The 19,780-nt window shown below is 38.4% G+C and carries 20 protein-coding genes; 9 read left to right on the top strand and 11 right to left on the bottom strand.

The features are described 5' to 3' along the window. Nucleotides 1–66: 66 nt before the first annotated feature. From AABK36_RS18825 to AABK36_RS18860, 8 genes are all read right to left on the bottom strand, one after another. On the bottom strand, nucleotides 67–1,488 hold the full coding sequence (locus AABK36_RS18825) for a glycoside hydrolase family 125 protein (protein ID WP_309936696.1): 1,422 nt from the start codon (nucleotides 1,486–1,488) through the stop codon (nucleotides 67–69). A 76-nt stretch (nucleotides 1,489–1,564) separates the two neighbouring features. Continuing rightward, nucleotides 1,565–2,356, bottom strand: a complete 792-nt coding sequence (locus AABK36_RS18830) for a hypothetical protein (RefSeq protein WP_309936697.1) — start codon at nucleotides 2,354–2,356, stop codon at nucleotides 1,565–1,567. Nucleotides 2,357–2,554: 198 nt separating this feature from the next. Beyond that, nucleotides 2,555–3,574: a ferrochelatase gene (hemH, locus tag AABK36_RS18835; RefSeq protein ID WP_309936698.1), complete on the bottom strand. Its 1,020-nt coding sequence runs from the start codon at nucleotides 3,572–3,574 to the stop codon at nucleotides 2,555–2,557. A 212-nt stretch (nucleotides 3,575–3,786) separates the two neighbouring features. Continuing rightward, nucleotides 3,787–5,061 (bottom strand): Glu/Leu/Phe/Val family dehydrogenase, encoded by a 1,275-nt coding sequence (locus tag AABK36_RS18840; protein WP_309936699.1) that lies wholly within the window; start codon nucleotides 5,059–5,061, stop codon nucleotides 3,787–3,789. 95 nt (nucleotides 5,062–5,156) lie between these two features. Further along, nucleotides 5,157–5,987: a phosphatidate cytidylyltransferase gene (locus AABK36_RS18845; protein WP_309936700.1), complete on the bottom strand. Its 831-nt coding sequence runs from the start codon at nucleotides 5,985–5,987 to the stop codon at nucleotides 5,157–5,159. Continuing rightward, nucleotides 5,971–6,177, bottom strand: a complete 207-nt coding sequence (locus AABK36_RS18850) for a putative signal transducing protein (protein WP_309936701.1) — start codon at nucleotides 6,175–6,177, stop codon at nucleotides 5,971–5,973. The genes AABK36_RS18845 and AABK36_RS18850 overlap by 17 nt, the downstream gene beginning before the upstream one ends. Before the next feature lie 181 nt (nucleotides 6,178–6,358). Further along, on the bottom strand, nucleotides 6,359–6,883 hold the full coding sequence (locus tag AABK36_RS18855) for a ferritin (protein ID WP_309936702.1): 525 nt from the start codon (nucleotides 6,881–6,883) through the stop codon (nucleotides 6,359–6,361). Between the two features lie 155 nt (nucleotides 6,884–7,038). Then, the gene (locus AABK36_RS18860; RefSeq protein ID WP_309936703.1) at nucleotides 7,039–7,416 is read right to left on the bottom strand and encodes a DUF6686 family protein; all 378 of its coding nucleotides are present in this window, start codon (nucleotides 7,414–7,416) and stop codon (nucleotides 7,039–7,041) included. A 136-nt stretch (nucleotides 7,417–7,552) separates the two neighbouring features. On the opposite strand from AABK36_RS18860, the gene egtB reads away from it, so the two are divergent. Together egtB and AABK36_RS18870 are read left to right on the top strand one after the other, a co-directional pair. Next, nucleotides 7,553–8,827, top strand: a complete 1,275-nt coding sequence (gene egtB, locus AABK36_RS18865) for an ergothioneine biosynthesis protein EgtB (protein WP_309936704.1) — start codon at nucleotides 7,553–7,555, stop codon at nucleotides 8,825–8,827. Between the two features lie 52 nt (nucleotides 8,828–8,879). Next, nucleotides 8,880–9,869, top strand: coding sequence for an L-histidine N(alpha)-methyltransferase (locus AABK36_RS18870; RefSeq protein WP_309936705.1), 990 nt, complete (start codon nucleotides 8,880–8,882; stop codon nucleotides 9,867–9,869). A 1-nt stretch (nucleotide 9,870) separates the two neighbouring features. On the opposite strand, the gene AABK36_RS18875 is transcribed toward AABK36_RS18870, so the two are convergent. Beyond that, the gene (locus AABK36_RS18875; protein WP_309936706.1) at nucleotides 9,871–10,809 is read right to left on the bottom strand and encodes a CPBP family intramembrane glutamic endopeptidase; all 939 of its coding nucleotides are present in this window, start codon (nucleotides 10,807–10,809) and stop codon (nucleotides 9,871–9,873) included. Nucleotides 10,810–10,837: 28 nt separating this feature from the next. On the opposite strand from AABK36_RS18875, the gene dusB reads away from it, so the two are divergent. From dusB to AABK36_RS18890, 3 genes are all read left to right on the top strand, one after another. Continuing rightward, nucleotides 10,838–11,818 (top strand): tRNA dihydrouridine synthase DusB, encoded by a 981-nt coding sequence (dusB, locus tag AABK36_RS18880; RefSeq protein ID WP_309936707.1) that lies wholly within the window; start codon nucleotides 10,838–10,840, stop codon nucleotides 11,816–11,818. A gap of 154 nt (nucleotides 11,819–11,972) precedes the next feature. Next, nucleotides 11,973–12,521 carry a DUF4251 domain-containing protein gene (locus tag AABK36_RS18885; protein WP_309936708.1) on the top strand — a complete coding sequence of 183 codons (549 nt, stop codon included), beginning with the start codon at nucleotides 11,973–11,975 and terminating at the stop codon, nucleotides 12,519–12,521. A 3-nt stretch (nucleotides 12,522–12,524) separates the two neighbouring features. Further along, nucleotides 12,525–13,004, top strand: a complete 480-nt coding sequence (locus tag AABK36_RS18890; protein WP_309936709.1) for a regulatory protein RecX — start codon at nucleotides 12,525–12,527, stop codon at nucleotides 13,002–13,004. On the opposite strand, the gene AABK36_RS18895 is transcribed toward AABK36_RS18890, so the two are convergent. Both AABK36_RS18895 and AABK36_RS18900 read right to left on the bottom strand, forming a co-directional pair. After that, nucleotides 13,001–13,411: a YchJ family protein gene (locus AABK36_RS18895; protein ID WP_309936710.1), complete on the bottom strand. Its 411-nt coding sequence runs from the start codon at nucleotides 13,409–13,411 to the stop codon at nucleotides 13,001–13,003. The two genes, AABK36_RS18890 and AABK36_RS18895, sit on opposite strands and share 4 nt — an antisense overlap. Beyond that, nucleotides 13,398–13,886, bottom strand: coding sequence for a DUF6702 family protein (locus AABK36_RS18900; RefSeq protein ID WP_309936711.1), 489 nt, complete (start codon nucleotides 13,884–13,886; stop codon nucleotides 13,398–13,400). Before AABK36_RS18900 ends, AABK36_RS18895 begins: the two co-directional genes overlap by 14 nt. Nucleotides 13,887–13,961: 75 nt before the next feature. Here AABK36_RS18900 and AABK36_RS18905 point away from each other — a divergent pair, with 75 nt between their 5' ends. From AABK36_RS18905 to AABK36_RS18920, 4 genes are all read left to right on the top strand, one after another. Further along, on the top strand, nucleotides 13,962–14,549 hold the full coding sequence (locus AABK36_RS18905) for a HupE/UreJ family protein (protein WP_309936713.1): 588 nt from the start codon (nucleotides 13,962–13,964) through the stop codon (nucleotides 14,547–14,549). A gap of 20 nt (nucleotides 14,550–14,569) precedes the next feature. After that, entirely contained in the window at nucleotides 14,570–16,867 is a 2,298-nt protein-coding gene (locus tag AABK36_RS18910) for a M1 family metallopeptidase (protein WP_309936714.1), read from the top strand. Between the two features lie 118 nt (nucleotides 16,868–16,985). Then, nucleotides 16,986–17,492, top strand: coding sequence for a lactoylglutathione lyase family protein (locus AABK36_RS18915; protein ID WP_309936715.1), 507 nt, complete (start codon nucleotides 16,986–16,988; stop codon nucleotides 17,490–17,492). Between the two features lie 337 nt (nucleotides 17,493–17,829). Then, nucleotides 17,830–19,743 carry a GAF domain-containing protein gene (locus AABK36_RS18920; protein ID WP_309936716.1) on the top strand — a complete coding sequence of 638 codons (1,914 nt, stop codon included), beginning with the start codon at nucleotides 17,830–17,832 and terminating at the stop codon, nucleotides 19,741–19,743. Nucleotides 19,744–19,780: the final 37 nt, after the last annotated feature.

A 19,780-nucleotide genomic window follows, 5' to 3' on the forward strand; every position in this document is an offset into this window, starting at 1 on the left:
AATAATGAGCATAGATAATATTTTTAATAAAAAAGCTGCTGAATACACTCAGCAGCTTCCAATATTTTACGCGCTTACAATTTGCGGTTTATTATTATAAAGCTTCCAAACCAATTCGCCAAATAAAGTATTTACCCAAGCGAACCAAGATCTTGTATAATTTGCAGGATCATCTTTATGGAACGACTCGTGCATAAACCCAGTGCCCGCATGTGTTTTCTTAAGCATATTCAAGCAGAAAGCGATCTCTTTTTCATCATCGCTAGTCATCGCTCTCATAATGATCGACATCGGCCAGATATAATTCATTCCGATGTGAGGACCTCCAATGCCTTCGGCAATATCGCTTTTGAAGAAAAACGGGTTATTCTCGCTTAAGATATATGAACGAGTGTCTTGATAGACCTTTTCTTCTTTATCCATGGCATCCAAATAAGGAAGCGACAATAAACTCGGGATATTCGCATCATCAATCATTAGTCTGTTTCCAAAGCCATCAACTTCGAAAGGTATCACAGTGCCTAAATCTCCCATATCCGCTCTTGCATAAACTTTCAAGGCTTTGTCAACTTCATCTGCCATTTCATTGCAAGCCAGTGCAAAATCCCTGTCATCATATATTCCATTGCTGATTTCAGCCATTTGCCTTAATGAAACAACAGCGAAATAATTGGAAGGCACTAAAAACGGAAATACTGTTGAGTCATCAGATGGTCTAAATATCGAGGCTATCAAACCAACAGGCTTCACTGGATTACCAGCTCCATACAAAGGGACATTATCCTCGTATTTTGAAGTATTTCTCATAAAAGTATAAGGACCAACACCATCTTTTCTTTGTTGCTCTTTAAACGTTCTAAGAATCAATCCCATTGCCGTTTTATAATCCTTGTCAAAAGCACTGGTGTCTCCGGATATTTTCCAATAATTATAAGCGAGCCTCACCGCATAGCAAAGCGAATCAATTTCCCACTTTCTTTCATGAAGCTCTGGCTTCATATCAGTGATATCAGATTCCCAGTGACTACCCTCTGCTCCCTTGTTAAAAGCATTAGCATATGGATCGATCAAAATACATGCAGTCTGCCTGTTGATCAAGCCTAAAATCAACGTCTTTAGCTTTTTGTCTTCATTAATCAAAGGCATATAAGGCCAAACTTGTGCCGTTGAGTCTCTCAACCACATAGCTGGTATGTCACCTGTGATAATAAAAGTATCTGGTTTCTTGCCTACTGTATGAGAAAGCACAGTTGTATCCAAAGTATTTGGGAAGCAATTCCCAAACATCCAAGCCAATTCCGAATCAGCTGTTTTTCCTTTGAAAGTTTTGATGACATCTTCTACAATATCAGACGTGAATTTTCGCGAGGCAAAGCCCGGTCTATTCGATGAAAATTCTTTCACGCCGGCAAATGAAATGTTAGGGAAAGTCATCATGCCGGCAGTGGCTAACGCTCCCGTTTTTAAAAAGTCTCTGCGATTTTTCATGGTATCCAAAAATAGGTTTTGTGACACCACTTTAACGCTAAAGCCTTCCGCTTTATTATTCTATTTTTGTTTGACTCTAAGGCCTATATGACCTAGTATCTTTCAAGCACTCATCTCCAAATATTACCTTTGAGCCTGTCTCTTGAAACCTTTGAATATAAGCAATCATATCAGCAACGCCTTCATTCAACCAATACATAACACACTCTTGATTGGTGCAATGCGCGCCATGCTCTACATCTTGATGTTCGGAAGTCAATGGCACCCCATTATTCACTAAGCCCACAGCATGCCCCATTTCATGAATGACAGTTGTCTGCTCTACAAATGCCCTTGTAGGCAACAACCTGCTGGACCTCTCCACTACAGGCATAAAAACAGCAGTTACCGGAGTGCCTGTGATGTTTACACCTATGACACCTTCTAAATTTTGCCCATCGGTATCCTGAAAAAAACCATCAACAAACAAAAGGTATAAATAAGCGTCCGTAGGCGTATTAGATGTGCTAAAATTCGCTCTCCATAAATTCAACAAATCCTCCGCGGAGAAAGACTCTTTATTCTGGGCAGGCAACTCAAGCATATCTCCAGCTTCATTGTCGACATCGACTTTCAACATTTCATTGGAAAACAAAGCGGCTATGTTTTCACTCGTAAAATCCCAATAATCTCCATTTGTCATGTTTGAGTAAGGTTCCGCGCCTTTTTCATAAGCCACTTCTATCTTGAGATTTTGAATGTCTCTGTAATAATGAGAAAGATCTTCAAAGTCGGTATTATTCGTATCGTCATTACCCTGACAGCCCATGAACAACATACCCGCCATACCAACTACAAAAAACTTCAATAGCCATGCTTTCTCCTTCATCCCCTTTTCCAATTTTAATTTAAAGAAATATCCCCTAGAGTAAAATACTATCCTTGAAACCCAAAAACACGCTACAAGTTTATTTCACACAATATTTAAAACGCAAAAATTGGCAGGATTATATTTTTTAATGGAAATAAAAAAGGGAGCGATTTGCTCCCCTATGCATTACTATATATTGTCTATAGTAAAGGTTTATTAGGTATTTTTAAGAATAATCTCTTTCAAACAATTTATCCAAAGCGGGTGATTATTAAGACTTTCCACTAAGTCCCATTTCTCGCCGCCAGCATCAATGAACTCCTCTTTAAATTCTTCACCGACCTCGATCGTTGTCTCCAAACAATCGGCTACAAACGAAGGCGAAAAGGCCAAGACTCTTTTTTTGCCTTGTTTTGGAAGCTCTTTCAACAAGTCGTCCGCATAGGGTTGAATCCATGGATCTTTACCAAGCCTGGATTGGAAGCATACCGTATAGTTTTCCTCTTCAATCCCCAAACGCGAAGCTAATAACCTCGAAGTCTCAAAACACTGAGCCCTGTAGCAATATTGGTTTTTTTTGTGAAAAGTACTACAACATTTGTCATTTAATTTGCAATAACCATCCACAGAAGCTTTATGAATTTGCCTTTCAGGTAATCCGTGATAACTAAACAAGAAATGGTCATATTTCTCTTCTTCCACATATTTCTTCGCCACGATTGTCAACGCATCCATGAATGATTCTTCTTCCAAGAACTGATTCACAAACTTGATCGATGGAATAACCTGCCAAGTATTGACGATATCATTAACTTTTTGGACCACAGATCCTGTCGTAGCCGAAGCATATTGAGGGAACAACGGCAATACCAAAATCTCGCTGACGCATTTGGATTTTAACGCCTGCAATCCGTTCTCAATGCTTGGAGATTGATATCTCATTGCAAGCTCAACCTCATACTCATTTGGCAATTCTTCTTTCAAAGCTTTTACCACGTCTTCGCCGTAATAAAGCAAGGGAGAGCCTCTTTCATCCCACAGCTCTTCATACACTTTGGCTGACTTTGGAGCTCTAAATGGCGCGATAATCAAATTGACCAGCATCCATCTTGATAAAAACGGAATGTCAATCACTCTTCCATCCATCAAAAACTCCCTAAGGTATTTTCTAACATCAGGAACACTAGGACTATCTGGCGTTCCCAAGTTTACTATTAATATCCCCTTTTTTTTCATCCAAATATTGAAAGACTCAGCAATTCATTAAGAATAATTCACCAAAGAAAATAAGTTTTTTGAGCAGTAACGCTCACTAGAAACGATAATGATCAAACAACTCCAAATCTTCCGCACAATTACGCTCGCAATGTAATCGAAAATTTTCTTAATAAAAAAACAAGCGTCTATTCTGACGCTTGTTTTTTTATTAATACTAAAATATTTTCAATCTAGAAACCGCCTCTGAACTTGTAAGCTTTAGCGACTTTGTCAATAGCAACAATGTAAGCTGCGATTCTCAAAGACACTCCGTACTCCTCAGAAGTAGCCCAAACATTGCTGAACGCTGCTCTAATCGTTCTGTCAGACCTTCTATTCACACGCTCTCTAGTCCACTTGTATCCAAGTCTGTTCTGCACCCACTCGAAGTAAGACACTGTCACACCTCCAGCATTAGCCAAAATATCCGGCACCACAACGATGCCTTTGTCATTGATAATTTGGTCAGCATTCGCTGAAGTAGGGCCGTTAGCTCCTTCGACAATAAGCTTTGCCTTGATATCCGCCGCGTTTCTGGTCGTGATCACATCCTCCTTCGCAGCAGGCACTAACACATCCACATCCAAAGTCAATATATCTGATCCGCCAATCTTTTCAGCTCCTTCAAAGCCTTCCATCGTTCCGCCGTTTGAATTTCTATATTCTATGGCCTTTTTGATGTCGATTCCATTTTTGTTATAGTAAGCTCCGCTAATATCGCTCACAGCGACAATCATAGCTCCACGCTCTTCCAATAGCAAAGAAGCAAAAGAACCTACATTTCCAAACCCTTGCACAGCCACAGTAGCTTTGTAAGGATTTATCTTCATTCTTTCCATCGCAGCAAGAGCAGAAATCATCACGCCTCTACCTGTTGCTTCTTCTCTTCCCAATGACCCTCCAAGGAATAGCGGCTTTCCAGTAACTACTCCAGTAACAGTCTTTCCTTGATTTCTTGAATATTCATCCATCATCCAAGCCATTTCCCTTTGGCCCGTACCCATGTCCGGCGCGGGAATATCCTTGTCTGGTCCGAATATATCGTTCATGGCAGTCGTATATGATCTAGTCAATCTTTCGATCTCGCCAGCCGACATTTCTCTTGGATTGCAACGAATACCACCTTTGGCTCCACCATATGGGATATCCACTACTGCACATTTCCAAGTCATCCACGCGGCCAAGGCTTTTACCTCATCCAGATTAACTCCCATATCATAACGAACACCACCTTTTGTAGGCCCCAAAATGTTTGAATGAATCACACGGTACCCTTCAAATACCCTGATACTTCCATCATCCATGGTTACTGGCAACGATACAATCACTTGCTTGTCCGGAGACTTCAATACATTGTATATTTCGTCATCTAACCCCAATGAATGCGAAGCTTGCTTGAAGCGTTTCATCATTGATTCAAAAGGGTTTTCCTTATCCTTTATCGGTGCTGGTTCAATGTATGACATAATAATATAGGTAAAAATGATGTTGATTTTAAGCGCTAAATTATAAATTTGTTCCTAATATCAACGTTTTTTTTTAAAATTATTAACTAAAACGATCACAAAAGTTTTAAAAAGGCCACGATAAATGGCGTAGCCAACAATAAACCGTCAAATCGATCCAAAAAACCTCCATGACCAGGAATGCTGGAAGCCGAATCTTTGATTGATATGCTTCTCTTGAATAGCGATTCAACCAAATCTCCGTAAGTGCCCGCAATGATAGTAATCACCGATAGGCAAAGCCACTCCCACAAAGCCAAGTTTGTGAAATACAAGCTGATCAAGCATGCGATTCCCAAAGAAAGCAAGGCTCCGCCAAAAAAGCCTTCCCATGACTTTTTAGGAGAAACTCTTTCAAATAGTTTTCGTTTGCCAAAATTCACTCCTGCGAAATAAGCCCCAGTATCGCTTGCCCACAATAACAACAAAAGCCCCACAATCATTTGCCATTCATACTTTCCTCCTTGTGAGAATGCAATCACATTGATCAACGATATAGGAACAGCGATATAAACAATCCCCATGAATGTGAATGCCAAATTCGTGAAAGGTTTCTTTTCGTCTTTTTTATACAGCTTCACTAAATAGGAAACTGACAATAGCGGAAATATAGCGAACAAATACTTGGAGTCAATTGAGCCTTTTTCTATCAAAAATATCAATGTGAAAAGCACGGCTCCGCAAAACGTGCCGAATGTCTTAAGCGGTATTTGGCCATCTATGCCCACAAGCTTATAAAATTCTCTTTGAGTAAATATGCAAAGCGTCAAAAACAGCAAAAAATAGGTCCACTCATCCCAATAAATCCCACTAATCAATATCACTACTCCTATTATTCCCGTAATGATTCTTTGGGTTAGATTATTAAACTTACTCAAAATCGACATGCTCTATATATCCTTTTGCTTTTAAGATTTGATCCACATTCACTTTAACTTCATACTCGCCAAACATCTGATAAGGAGAGCTCATCTTATTCACCACCACTGCGGCTATACCTTTCTGCAACAGCAAATCTTTGACCATCTCGGCTCTAATCTGATCTTGCGTATTATATGCGACCACCCACTCTTTCATATGTGTCCGGATTATGGTTGAAAAAAATTAATTGGTAAAATAACCTAATTTAAAATTCATTTACTAATAATTGATATTAAATCAGCTTATACCTCATACTGAAAATAAACACATATCGCCTAACAAAACAAAAGCTATCACCAATATTGATGATAGCTTTTAAAATATTACTAGAATTCTTCTATTCTTTGAATTTCAATTGTGTCACAGCCTTTTCAATTTCATATAGCCCCAATCCATCTTGTCCCATAAGGTCGAACAACTTCAATGCTCGTCTTGAGATGAAGACTTCTTCTCTTTGCTCTTTCACGAACCAGTTAAGGTATTCCACAGTAGAATAGTCTTTATGCTTCATGCAGAAATCCACCAAATTATTGATCGCTTGCGTCACCGCAATCTCTTGACTCAACATATACTCGTAAACTTCCCTCAAGCTGTCAAAATCTTCTCTTACTTTGCCTACTTGCGGCGAATGAGCAAGCCCACCCATGTTGTTCACATATCTGAACAATTTCTTCATGTGCTCTCTTTCCTCATCCGATTGCTTGATAAAATACTCGTAAGCCAAGTCAAATCCATTAGCCATGCACCAACTCGCCATAGCAAGATAGGAAGCGGAAGCTCCAGCTTCCATTGCAATCTGCTTGTTCAACGCCAACTCTACATCTTCTGTCAACGATTTTTCTATGCTTAATAAATCTTTCATTTCTTAGTTTTTAATTCTTTTATTTAAAATACGGTTAAAAGAGCAAAAACGACGACAAACTATTGAGAATCCAATAATTTATATTAAATCTAACTCTTAAAAAAGCCGCTTAGTTAATAAAGAACTAACAATAACTAAGATGAAAAGTTGCGAGTTTAGCAATGTTCAGCAACTAAAGAAACATTCCCAAGCTTTTCGACTAATATACTATTCAACTGAAGCATGGTCATTCCGCCTTCCAATAAATCCCTGAGACTAATCAAATCCTCCATATCCAAAAGCATGCATCTATCTGAACCTGAGATAAAAACAATTTCCAAATCATCTTCAGGCGCTGGTGAAGCAAGTTTTGCTTCCAAATCAATACTTTGAATATATCTTTTGAATTTCAAAAAATCACAAACTCTAAGCGCATACTTCTCGCCTTTGAAAACAAGATGGAATTTCATTTCGATATCGCATTGAAACAAAGTCCCTTTAGAGTTTGAAAAAACCGTATGAAGTGAAGATTTTTCGATTGTATCAGTCATCATAGAAGATCAAGCTAAGATTACATTGCAAACTTAATATTTATTTAGAATAAGTACAAATAAATTTAAAAAGTTTTAACATTCCTCTCTTAATAAGGCTGAATTTTTGTTAGAACATAAAGAGCTTTTTTCTAACACTATGCAAAACTTGATCTCAAATATTGAAATGACCCTATCTGAAGAATACCTAAACGTAAGAAAAAAAACGCTTAACCTTTGCCTCCCACTTCAAAACGAAGACTTCAACCTTCAAGCTGAAACGTTTGTAAGTCCTCCCAAATGGCATTTGGCTCATACCACTTGGTTCTTTGAAGTTTTTATTCTGAAAGAGTTCATTCCAAACTATAACATATATCACCCAAAATTCGAATTCTTATTCAACAGTTACTACGAACACAAAGGCAAAAGATTGGCAAGAAATCAAAGAGGATTGATCAGCAGGCCTTCAGTGCAAGAGGTAATAGCTTACCGGAAAGCTATAGACGAACAAATGCTGGATTTGATTTCTACAACAGACTCTATCCAAATACAAGAATTGGTTACTCTTGGCCTTAATCACGAACAACAGCATCAAGAACTGCTCTTAACCGATCTTAAATACTCACTCTTCCAAAATCCTACCTTGCCTAGCTACAATTCGAAAGAAAATAGAGAAGATAAAAAAGAGAGAGACCAATTAGAATTAAAGTTCATCAACATCCCCGCAGGAATATATAGTATCGGAGCCAATGACAAAGGGGAGTTCTCATTTGACAATGAGAAACCTGTCCATGAAGTCTATGTCAAACAATACAACATAGCTGACCGGTTAGTTACCAACAAAGAGTACTTGGAGTTCATAGAAGACGGAGGGTATGAAACATTCAAATACTGGCTTTCCGAAGGATGGGAATGGGTGCAAAACAACCAAATAAAGTCACCATACTATTGGATAAAAGACAACGGAAAATGGATGGAATACACGCTTTCAGGTCTAGAAGAATTAGATCCTCATGCTCCGGTCACCCATATAAGCTATTTTGAGGCTGAAGCTTTCGCTGACTGGGCAGGCATGAGCTTGCCATCAGAGCATCAGTGGGAAATCGCTGCCAAGAAAATTCTAAATGACCATGATCACGTTCATAACCTATTAGAAAGCGATCAACTTCATCCAACTCCCGCATTCAGTTCATTTCAGTTTATCGGGGACTGCTGGGAGTGGACACAAAGCTCATATCTACCTTACCCTAATTTTAAAAAAGCCAAAGGCGCTCTGGGGGAATACAATGCCAAATTCATGATCAATCAAATGGTTCTTAGAGGCGGCTCATGCGCTACCCCTGAAAGCCACATTAGACATTCATACCGAAACTTCTTCAGACCTGAAGACAGGTGGCAATTCACGGGTATTCGCTTATGCAAAAACAGCTTATAAATATTTCATAATAAATCATTTTAACAATAATTTCATACCGAAATCTCCAACCATGAATCAGCTCAATGAATCATTAGTGGAAACACAAATCGATCTGCAAAATGCTCAAGAAATAAAAAATGGACTGAGTGAAATACCCAAGCATATTTCTTCAAAGTTTTTCTATGACGAAGTAGGAGACGAGATATTTAAAGAAATCATGAGATGCGAGCATTATTATCCAACCAAGGCGGAAGAGGAAATACTCATTTTATACTCTCAACAGTTGGCTAAGCAAATAGATAAAACTAAAAAACTTCAAATCATTGAGTTGGGAGCAGGTGATGGATCTAAAATCATTCATTTATTAAAAGCTTTCAAAGAAGCTAATATTGATTTTATATACCAACCCATAGATATTTCCCAAAATATTCTGGATGAATTGGAAAAAAATGTTTCATCAGAAATCAAAGATATTGAGATTAAAGCGATTTGCTCAGACTACTTCGATTATTTAGCTCAAGAGCAAGGTTCAGACGAGCAAAAGCTCCTGTTGTTTCTGGGAGGAAATATTGGCAATATGTTTCCCATTGAAGCCGCAGAATTTTTGGAAAAAATAAATTCATTGCTCTCTCCCAAAGACTTGTTTCTAGTTGGTTTAGACTTGAAGAAAAACCCTCGCATAATTCAAAATGCTTACAATGACCCGGATGGAATCACCAAACGTTTCAATCTGAATCTCCTAGAAAGAATGAATCGGGAATTTGGGGCGGATTTCAACATTCAATCATTCAGCCATTACCCTTTTTATGATCCAATCAGCGGAAGCATGAAAAGCTACTTGATCAGCGAAGAAAAACAAATTGTCACTTTCAAGCATCTAAATTGGCAATTCGCACTTGAAAAAGACGAATGCATATTCACCGAAGTATCTCAAAAGTATAGTTTTGACGACATCGAAGAACTTGCCTCGAAATCCGGCTTTAAAATAATCAACAACTTCATAGACAGCGAGGGCTATTTCACGGATAGCTTATGGCAAAAGAACTCTTCAAAGCAATAATCTAAGACTCCTTTTGCATGAAATGCGCTCTAAATGCTTTCAAACCCATCATGCTAATTAGCAAGCCGGCAACAACAGCATAAATTGGAGCGCTTTCTTCTTTTTGAAGGTCAAGATGAGTCAAGCCTATTTGATCGAAATATGTCAAAGTCACCACTAATCCATTATTGAAAATGTGCGCGACTATCGGGTAAATTAAATTGCCAGAATAATAATATAAGTACCCGAAAAGAGCCCCAAGCAGCATTCTAGGAACAAAGCCATAAAATTGCATATGTATGGCGCTAAAGCAAATCGCTGCCAACCAAATCGCCAAATGATAGCTTTTGGTGTACTCTTGAAAATGCTTCTGCAAAACTCCTCTAAACAAGTATTCCTCTCCAATCCCAGCGATCAAAGCGATAACAACAAAGGCAATAGCAAAATTTGAGAACGAACTGAACTCGGTAAAAAACTTAGTCAACTCCTCTAGCATTTTTTCCTTTTCCATTGCCCACTGTTGGAACTCTGACATAAACTCAGGGAATTGCAAACTCTTGTTCCACTCGACTATCACCGAGTCAAAAATCATAAACGAAAATCCAATCAACACCGTTAATCCTACCATGCTAATCGAAGCGCTTCGATCTCCAACATAATCCACAGGATTCACTCGCTTCACATATTTAAGATAAAGCCAAGGCGCTACAAACAACCATCCAATAGACTGGCCAGCTTGCATCAAAAGTATAGCGTTTTTATATTGTGGATAATTTATGGGATCGGCCAACACCTGTTGCAAAATTTCGAAATCAAAGCCCATCAAAGGAAGACTAAAAGCAATCCCCAAAAAAGAGCCGATTGTTAGCATCCCTGCTAAAATGAATAAAAAAGGGGCAATAAATCTCAATCTTTGTACGATTAAATTTCCAAATACGTTATTTTTGTCAGTTCCATTCATATGATTCAAATATAGTTCTAAAAAGTCAATGGTAAAAATAGGAGAAACAGAGATTGCGGATTTTCCATTGTTGCTTGCACCTATGGAAGATGTCAGCGACCCTCCCTTCAGAGCTGTTTGCAAAAAAAACGGCGCGGACTTGATGTATACGGAGTTTATTTCCTCTGATGGTCTGATAAGAGATGCTGCTAAAAGCTTGCAAAAATTGGACATCTATGACGAAGAACGTCCTATAGGCATACAAATATTCGGTGACAAAATCGACTCGATGAGAATGGCCGCAGCGAGAGCGGAAGAAGCCGCTCCTGAATTGGTAGATATCAATTATGGCTGCCCTGTAAAAAAAGTAGCTTGCAAAGGAGCTGGAGCAGGCATCCTTAAGGATATTCCAAAAATGGAAAAGATGACCGCCGAGATTGTCAAGCAAGTGAAATTGCCAGTAACTGTAAAGACAAGACTTGGCTGGGATCATGACTCCATTAAAATAATAGAAGTAGCGAAAAGGCTGCAAGGAGCCGGTATTCAGGCATTGACAATTCACGGCAGAACGAGGTCTCAAATGTACAAAGGCGAGGCTGATTGGTCATATATCGCGGATGTTAAAAATCAGCAAGACATCCACATTCCAATATTTGGAAATGGCGACATTGACTCTCCTGAAAAGGCCTTGGAATACAAGAACAAATTCGGAGTCGATGGAATCATGATTGGTAGAGCTGCCATTGGATACCCTTGGATATTCCGCGAAATCAAGCATTTCTTCAAAACAGGCGAAAAATTAGCTCCTCCAACATTGGATGAAAGAGTTGATGTAGCTGTGGAACACTTGAAGCTTTCTATAGAATGGAAAGGAGAACGCCAAGGGATCTTGGAAATGAGAAGGCATTATACCAATTACTTCAGAGGAATTGCCCACTTCAAGCCTTTCAGGACCAAACTTGTGGAATCCTTGGATCCTAATGAACTATTCGATACGCTTGAAACAGTGAGAGAAAAATTCAAAGCCTAACGATTGTGATTATCATAGACTTTAGATAAATAGTAAACCCTTCGAATGCAAATTGACGTTAAAAATATCATTGACCAAGATTTAGATTAGGGTTTACTTGATTACATTTGTATTATTAATGAAATACAAAATTTGCATTCTAAAATCTAACATTATGAAATATCTATTGATCATCGCGCTGATTTTTTCCTTTGGATTCAATGGATACGCGCAAAACGAAGATAAAAAACTCAGCAAACAAGAAAGAAAAGAGTTGCGTAAAAAAGAACAACAAGAGAATCTTCAAAAATCTAGTGATATTGCAGAATCCAAGCACTTTATATTAGAAGCTCATACTCTTGTAGGCAGACGTGGACAATCAGCTCCTATTCAACCAAATTTGAATTTCTTCGCTACAGATGGTGAAAATGTAACTATCCAACTTGCTTTTCCAGCAGCTCCATGGCCTGGATACAATGGATTAGGCGGACTGACTGTTGATGGCAGAGTATCTCAATATAAAATAACCAAAGGCAAAAAAACAGTTTCCATCCGAATTGACGCCATGTCCAGTATTGGAAGCTATCAAATTTTCATCAATGCCAATTACGGAAGCACTTCAACCATGAGAATAACTGGCAACAGAGGAGAACGATTTGAATTCAGAGGTACCTTACTGCCTTTGGAAGAGAACAATGTATACAAAGGAACTCCATTATTCTAATAAATGGAAGACAAAGCATTCAAAGAAGCCATTTTCAGTATGGCTAAATATTGTTCATATCAAGATAGATGTGTTAAAGAAGTTGAAAGCAAGCTCAATGATTCTGGGCTTGCTTCTAACGTTATTGAAGCTTGCATTGCATATTTAACTGAAAATAAATACTTGGATGAAAACAGATATGCAAGCAGTATCGTCCGAGGCAAATTCAATCAAAACGGGTGGGGAAAAATAAAAATCAGCCAGTTTTTAAAGCTCAAAGGCATTCCTAATGATCTTATAAAAGAAGCGTTAAATGAGATTTCTCCTGAAGCCTATTGGGATAAAATGATAAAACTTGCCCAACGAAAAGCTAGCTCATTAAAAAAAGGTGACACAAGAACTAACAATGCCAAAACTTTTCGTCACATGGCAAGCAAAGGCTATGAATCCAGCTTAATCTGGGATGCAATCAATGAAGTAAATTCGGACACAGACGACTATTAACTCACATCTCCATCCAAATAATACCAAAGCCCTTTTTTCTTCTCAAAACGAGATAATTCAACATGTTCGTGCATCTTCTGAGATTGAATAAATTTAGCTTTAAACTTTACAATATCTTTAGTGACCTTTTCATCCTTGCTTCCCGCATCGAGAATTTCCAGTCCGCACCACTCGGATTCCTTCGACCACCTTTTTAGTTGATCAAAGTCATACGACTTTCTTTTTTTGGGATGCGTGGTTTGCTTTATATAATCGATTTTACCCAATACATAGGCAGAATAACGACTCTTCATCAATTGCAAAGCTGTTTTTGCCATGGATTGATCTCTATGCGCTCTCCCGCAACATTCAGAATAATTCAAATTCGAACCGCAAGGGCACTTCAACATCTCTTTATTTTGCGTCATACTCGATTGTTGTTTTGTTTTCATCAAGTTTATAAACCATTTTCTCACCATCAACCGTCAGCTTTACAATATTTTGCTGCTTTTTTCTAGCATCTGTTAATATCGAATTCATTATTTTCAAGTCTTTTAACTTACGAACTCCATTAATCTCCATATAAACCCAAAGAGCGTCTCCATCAGGCTCAATACCCAAAAAATCAAATTCTTCTGGTTTTCCATTGACGTCAAACTTAAGCCGATCTTGCAAATAAACCTTCACTTCATCAGAAAATTCTTGACTATGATCGAGTAAATCCACACCTTCCACACCTCTTTCTGACAAAGCCAGCTCAAGATCATCCGCAAATATCCTTGTTGAGATTTGCAATGAATTTTCAGCTTCGTCATAATTAATTTGCATCACGCTGATATAAAATGGATGCATATTCAACATTATGGCGTAAAAAAAGGCAAGACTTAACTTAGTAGAGAGCATAAAATGAATATTTTTAAATATTTTTACGAAATTTAAGAGGAAGAACGAAATTGTGGAAGAGATTTATTTTCAATTATGTCAGAATTTTTAATTTATTTTAAACTAGGAATCGATCATATTCTAGATATCGATGGTTATGACCATTTGCTTTTTCTAGTGGCGCTATGTTGCCCTTTTATTTTTAGGGAATTCAAGCATGTTGTGTGGCTAGTCACCGCATTCACTATTGGACATTCCATCACTTTAGTCATGGCAACATTCGACCTGTTTACCATTAACTCCGAACTTGTCGAATTTATTATTCCTGTCACCATCGTTCTTGCGGCTTTAAGCAATCTTAAAAATGCAGGAGTCAGAGCCTCGGATAGCGACAAAGGACTTTTCAAGCTAATCCTTGTGTTTATATTCGGTTTGGTGCATGGCATGGGATTTTCCAACTACCTTAGACAATTGCTAGGGAAAGAAGAAAGTATTTTCACCCCGCTTCTAGGATTCAATCTTGGCATTGAAGCCGCGCAAGTTTTGGTGATTTTCATATTTTTAATGTTTGCCGGAATCATGACAAATATTATCGGCATCAAACGCAAGGATTGGGCTATAAGCATTTCTTCAGCGATTATCGCTTTTGCCTCCATGCTTGTCGTTTCAGCAAAATTTTGGTAACCTAATTAACCTCTAAACTAATGAAAAAACTCCTTGGCTGCATGCTGTTTTTAGGCTTAGGGCTATCCTCCCTAGCTCAAGACAACCTCAAAGACAGAGGTTTTGAGGAAATAGCTCCTTTGCTCCCAACACCTAATGTCTATAGAAATGGAGCCGGAGCTCCCGGACATCAATATTATCAACAACAAGCGGACTATGTTATTAAAGCAACGCTTGATGACAATCGCCAAAGGCTAGAAGGCAAAGAAACTATAACGTATACAAATAACTCTCCCGACTATCTGAGTTACCTTTGGATACAATTAGACCAAAATCTACGAAAAAAAGACTCTGATGAGTATGTCGCGAATTCATCCAAAATGAATGACCGCATGAGCGCATCTAAGCTATTTTTCATTGTCGGGCATGATGAAGACTATGGGTATCATATCACAAATGTGAGTGATGAAAATGGCGCGAAGCTCCCGCATACGATTAATAAGACCATGATGAGAGTCGACTTGCCTGAGCCATTAGCTCCAGGCAAAAAGTATACTTTCAATATCGACTGGTGGAATAATATCAATGACAAGACAAAAGACCATGCCAGAGGCGGATATGAACACTTCAAGGAAGAAGACAATTACATATACACGATGACAGCATGGTTTCCTAGAATGTGCGTGTACGATGATGTCAACGGTTGGCAGAACAAGCCATTTTTGGGAGCTGGGGAGTTCGCATTGACATTTGGCGACTACGAAGTTCATATCACAGCGCCTTCCGACCATATGATCGCCGCTACTGGATTATTGCAAAACCCTAAAGAGGTTCTTAATACGAAAGAGCTTGACCGATACAATCAAGCGAAAAGTTCAACTAAGCCTATGTTCATCAGAACTCCTGATGAAGCCAAGAAAATCGCCAAAACAAAAAAGAGCGATACCAAAACATGGATTTACAAAGCTGAGAATGTTAGGGATTTCGCTTGGGGAAGCTCCAGAAAATTCATGTGGGATGGTATGGGAGTGCCTATGGCTAATGGAGACACTGTTTTAGCAATGTCTTATTACCCAGCAGAAGCTCAAGGCTTGTATGAAAAATTCTCAACTAAAGTAGTTGCCCATACGCTTAGAACTTACTCTAAATACACGATACCTTACCCTTACCCGGTAGCGATCTCTGTGGAAGCTGACAATGGTATGGAATACCCTATGATATGCTTCAATAATGGGAGAACCGAGAAAGACGGCACTTATTCCGAGTCAATGAAATACAGAGTCCACTCTATAATCATACATGAGGTGGGACACAACTATTTTCCAATGATTGTCAACTCGGACGAGAGAAAATGGGCTTGGATGGATGAAGGATTTAATACATTTCTGCAATTTGTGACAGAACAAGAATTTCAAGACGATTATCCGTCAAGAAGAGGCCCTGCTCATAAAATTGCTCAATATATGGCTTCCGATCCTTCGACCTTAAGCCCTATTATGACACAGTCAGACAATGTAAAGCAATATTTCAATAATGCTTACGGCAAGGCGGCTACAGCTTTAGTTATCTTAAGGGAGACTGTCATGGGCAGGGAATTATTCGACTTCGCATTCAAAACTTATGCTGAAAGATGGGCTTTCAAACACCCTAAGCCTGAAGATTTCTTCAGGACAATGGAAGATGCTTCAGGAATGGATCTGGATTGGTATTGGAGAGGCTGGTTTTACGGAATCGATCCAGTGGACATTTCCATCAGCCAAGTCAACTGGTACAAAACAGAAACAGCAAGCCCTGAAGAAAAAAACTTAAGCAAGAAAAAGAATCGCGAGAAAAATCTAAGTAACAAGACCCAAGATCTAAACAAGTCCCAAGGACTCAAAACGGCGCTTGAGAACGATCCGGACTTAGCGGATTTTTATAACCGTTACGACCGTTACCAAACTTCAAGTTCTGAGACCAAAGCCTACAAAACCTTCGTAGAATCTCTTAATGAAGATGAAAAGCAATATTTCAACCCTGACATGAATTACTATGAATTGGAGTTTGAAAATATTGGAGGCTTGCCAATGCCGATCATCCTAAAAATGGAGTATGCTGATGGCTCAGAAGAGACATTGACCATCCCTGCGGAAATTTGGAGACATGACAATGCAAAAGTCACTAAAGTCATCGCTAGGGACAAGGAAGTTGTCCAATTCATCCTAGATCCAAATCGAGAGACAGCAGACATCGATGAAGACAACAATTACTATCCGAGACAAATGCTGCCTTCAAGGTTTGACTTATACAAAAAGAAAACATCTTCAAAGTCAAATCCGATGCAGAAAAGCAATAAGTAAATACAAATCAAGCCTTCGCCAATAGCGAAGGCTTTTTTATTGCATGCATTGAAATATAGCTTAATCTTAAACATTGAATGAGGAAATCGCTTATAAAATCAAAGCAATTTTCTTTACAATGACAAAACAAGCATATCCAAAAGCCTTTTCCCACATTGGCATCACTGTGCCGGATTTGGATCAAGCGATACAATTCTATCAAGGCGTAATGGGTTGGTACCTGCTCATGGGCCCTGAAACAGTAACTGAAGAAAACGAAACCGCAATAGGCAAAATGTGCATCGATGTATTTGGCACAGGGTGGAAGAATTTTCGCATTGCCCATTTAGCCACATCGGACGGAATCGGCGTCGAATTATTCGAATTCAAAGAAGCTAAAAATACTAGGCCTGATTTTCAACCATTCAAGACGGGGTTATTCCACTTCTGCGTGCAGGACCCTAACATCGAAGAGCTAACCAAGCAAATTGTGGAAGCTGGAGGAAAACAACGAATGCCAATACGAGAATATTACCCAGGCGAAAAGCCCTTCAAAATGGTATATGTAGAAGATCCATTTGGCGTGGTTTTCGAGATTTACACGCATAGTTATGAGCTTACATATTCATCAGGAGCTTATAAATAACAGCTCCTTTCTTTATTTTTTAATTTACATTTTTTCGAATTGATGTAAGGTTTCTCACAAAATCAACAATTATTTCTTTACGATTATTCTTGAAATCTCTTTAATGGTCCATTAATCCACTCACTACCATTTCATCATATATGTAAGAATCAAAATAAATGTACATTAATATTTTTCAATGATATTTTACTAAATAAGAATATATTTTTATAATTTTATGAAAGTTTTTAATAATTTTTTACTATTTTATCATCTACACTCACATGCTTTCCAATAACGCATACAAATACAGAGATTACTTTACCCTAAACGGGTACGACTTTACTTCAAATCAAATATGAACACGACTACGCTATTTAACAACCTGAAAGGGCGAATGGTCCTTGTTTTTGGCGTACTGGTGGTAATAGGATTATTGATAGCCTCGTCATTCTATTTTTACCAGTCAAGACAAATACTTAAAGATACTATCAAGGAACAATTGAACCCGGCAATGAGCCGAAGAATGGATCACTTGATCAATAATATCTTCATAAGGATAGAGGACTTTGGGAAGTATGGGATGTATGAAAACTATTACTTGATCAATGCCTTGGCTCAAGAAGAAGTGGACACGACCTTGGTCATGGATCACCTTGACGCTTTCTTAGCTACTCAGGTCCACAGCCAATTGCAAATTGCCGATTTGACTCATAATATCATGTTTTCTACCGACAATGGAATCACCAAGTTAGATGAAGACACACAAATGGTCCAAACCGTTCAGGACAAGCTGGACGGAAGATATGGCAAATGGAATATCACCGTCAAGGACGGTAAGGAAATACTAGAGCTCAGTCATATCATTATGGACAAAAAAACTGACAGTCCTCTGGGTATTTTCTTTTTCCAAATTGATTGGGAGCCTTATAAAAATTACTTTACCGAACTTGATATAGGTGGAAATAATAACATCCTGATTATGAAAAGGGATGGCCAAATCATCATCGACAATTTCAGAAAAAATAGTGGGAAAAATTTCAGAAATATCGAAGGAATGGGGCAATTCTATCTTGAGGCATCCACAGTCAATAACAGGCATGAAGGAGGAAGATCTGACTATGAATTCAATGGCGAGGAAAAGTCTTTAAGCTATTTCCCTTTGAGAGGTGGTGAATGGGTCTTATTGATAGACACTTCCATTACCGAGCTTTTAAACCCTCTTTCAGATTCATTGATCGGCATGTGGTGGATTGCAATGGGTATCATAATAATATCCATCATATTAGTAGCTTTCTTCAGCAACAAATTTTCCGCGAATTTGCACTTGGTAACCCAATACCTTGATAAGTTAAGTTCTGGAAAAATTCTTCAAGACACCTCAATGAATATTGACATTTTGGAGTTTAATAAAATTGCTAATTCATTCCATAATATGAATGAAAGAGTGAAAAAGTATGTCAACTTCACACACCGCATAGGAAAAGGCGACATGGATGCTGCTCTTGAAGTAAGTGAAAATGACGAACTTGGGCACTCTCTAATTGATATGAGAAACTCTCTATTAGAACTTAAAAACAAGGATGAAATACAAAAGTGGATTGATGGAGGCTTAGCTAGATTCGCAGAACTGATAAGAAAAGAAAAACAAGATATTTCGATCTTATCCGACAGTATCATCAAGGAACTAGTTGAATATATCGGTTCGAATCAAGGCATGCTTTTCGTCATTGACGACTTGGAAGATGACTCATTATTAACCCTAAAAGGTTGCTATGCATTTGGCAAGAAAAAACACCTTGACAAACAAGTCAAACCAGGAGAAGGCTTGGTTGGCCAATGCTTCCTAGAAAAGCAAATGACATTAATCACCGAAATCCCGGAGTCATACTATAAAATCACTTCCGGGCTGGGGGAAGCTCTTCCTTCGCATATCTTGCTTGTCCCTATTAAAATAGACAACCAAGTCTTGGGTGTCATCGAAATCGCATCCTTCAAGGACTTTGAAGAGTATAAGCTGCAATTTATCGAAAGGCTTTGCGAAATGATCGCTTCTTCTATCTCAATGGTGAAAATCAACGAGAAAACAATGATTCTACTTCAAGACAGTCAACGAAAAAGCGAAGAACTCAGAGGCCAAGAAGAGGAAATCAGACAAAATATGGAAGAACTTCTGGCAACTCAAGAAGACTTCAAGAGAAAAGAAATAGACTATCTCAAAAGAATTGAAGAACTGGAAACTTCTCTTCAAACCAAAAACGCTACCGCGTAAATTATAAAAGCCCATGAAGCAAATTAAGCTTCATGGG

It is taken from the genome of Aureibacter tunicatorum (genome assembly GCF_036492635.1).
GTDB classification, from domain to species: domain Bacteria; phylum Bacteroidota; class Bacteroidia; order Cytophagales; family Cyclobacteriaceae; genus Aureibacter; species Aureibacter tunicatorum.

Bases quoted from the DNA above. Each gene is read 5' to 3' on its own strand.
- AABK36_RS18895 (WP_309936710.1), bottom strand. From the start codon at position 13,411: ATGACGCAAAATAAAGAGATGTTGAAGTGCCCTTGCGGTTCGAATTTG.
- dusB (WP_309936707.1), top strand. From the start codon at position 10,838: ATGGTAAAAATAGGAGAAACAGAGATTGCGGATTTTCCATTGTTGCTT.
- AABK36_RS18845 (WP_309936700.1), bottom strand. From the start codon at position 5,987: ATGTCGATTTTGAGTAAGTTTAATAATCTAACCCAAAGAATCATTACG.
- egtB (WP_309936704.1), top strand. From the start codon at position 7,553: ATGCAAAACTTGATCTCAAATATTGAAATGACCCTATCTGAAGAATAC.
- AABK36_RS18885 (WP_309936708.1), top strand. From the start codon at position 11,973: ATGAAATATCTATTGATCATCGCGCTGATTTTTTCCTTTGGATTCAAT.
- AABK36_RS18890 (WP_309936709.1), top strand. From the start codon at position 12,525: ATGGAAGACAAAGCATTCAAAGAAGCCATTTTCAGTATGGCTAAATAT.
- AABK36_RS18900 (WP_309936711.1), bottom strand. From the start codon at position 13,886: ATGCTCTCTACTAAGTTAAGTCTTGCCTTTTTTTACGCCATAATGTTG.
- AABK36_RS18855 (WP_309936702.1), bottom strand. From the start codon at position 6,883: ATGAAAGATTTATTAAGCATAGAAAAATCGTTGACAGAAGATGTAGAG.
- hemH (WP_309936698.1), bottom strand. From the start codon at position 3,574: ATGAAAAAAAAGGGGATATTAATAGTAAACTTGGGAACGCCAGATAGT.
- AABK36_RS18825 (WP_309936696.1), bottom strand. From the start codon at position 1,488: ATGAAAAATCGCAGAGACTTTTTAAAAACGGGAGCGTTAGCCACTGCC.
- AABK36_RS18860 (WP_309936703.1), bottom strand. From the start codon at position 7,416: ATGATGACTGATACAATCGAAAAATCTTCACTTCATACGGTTTTTTCA.
- AABK36_RS18840 (WP_309936699.1), bottom strand. From the start codon at position 5,061: ATGTCATACATTGAACCAGCACCGATAAAGGATAAGGAAAACCCTTTT.
- AABK36_RS18910 (WP_309936714.1), top strand. From the start codon at position 14,570: ATGAAAAAACTCCTTGGCTGCATGCTGTTTTTAGGCTTAGGGCTATCC.
- AABK36_RS18870 (WP_309936705.1), top strand. From the start codon at position 8,880: ATGAATCAGCTCAATGAATCATTAGTGGAAACACAAATCGATCTGCAA.
- AABK36_RS18905 (WP_309936713.1), top strand. From the start codon at position 13,962: ATGTCAGAATTTTTAATTTATTTTAAACTAGGAATCGATCATATTCTA.
- AABK36_RS18920 (WP_309936716.1), top strand. From the start codon at position 17,830: ATGAACACGACTACGCTATTTAACAACCTGAAAGGGCGAATGGTCCTT.
- AABK36_RS18830 (WP_309936697.1), bottom strand. From the start codon at position 2,356: ATGAAGGAGAAAGCATGGCTATTGAAGTTTTTTGTAGTTGGTATGGCG.
- AABK36_RS18915 (WP_309936715.1), top strand. From the start codon at position 16,986: ATGACAAAACAAGCATATCCAAAAGCCTTTTCCCACATTGGCATCACT.
- AABK36_RS18850 (WP_309936701.1), bottom strand. From the start codon at position 6,177: ATGAAAGAGTGGGTGGTCGCATATAATACGCAAGATCAGATTAGAGCC.
- AABK36_RS18875 (WP_309936706.1), bottom strand. From the start codon at position 10,809: ATGAATGGAACTGACAAAAATAACGTATTTGGAAATTTAATCGTACAA.